General features: G+C 44.7%; 1 protein-coding gene. It reads right to left on the bottom strand.

The features are described 5' to 3' along the window. Positions 1 to 12: 12 nt before the first annotated feature. Positions 13 to 206 (bottom strand): transposase (locus AACW06_RS20845; protein ID WP_192076437.1); only part of this gene is annotated, 194 nt, incomplete at its 5' end.

The raw sequence follows: 206 nt of genomic DNA, 5'->3' as shown, positions 1-206 counted from the left end.
GGGTACTTACTGTTACAACTCCATGCGGAGTTGACCAGAATCCTTTTCGCCCTGATGCCTAACGTAATTCGCTATAACCTGTTCATTCACGCCTACGCTACTGACAAAGTAACCTGGCGACCAAACAATGTTCTCTTTCCAGTAAACCTTACTTAGCCAACTGAACGTTTTTCGCATGTGGTGCGACGATTGGCTTTTTAGTTTAC

Origin of the sequence: Vibrio sp. S12_S33, from assembly GCF_963889785.1 — a bacterium.
GTDB lineage: Bacteria > Pseudomonadota > Gammaproteobacteria > Enterobacterales > Vibrionaceae > Vibrio > Vibrio aestuarianus.
This window is presented reverse-complemented; position numbering and strand designations above follow the sequence as displayed.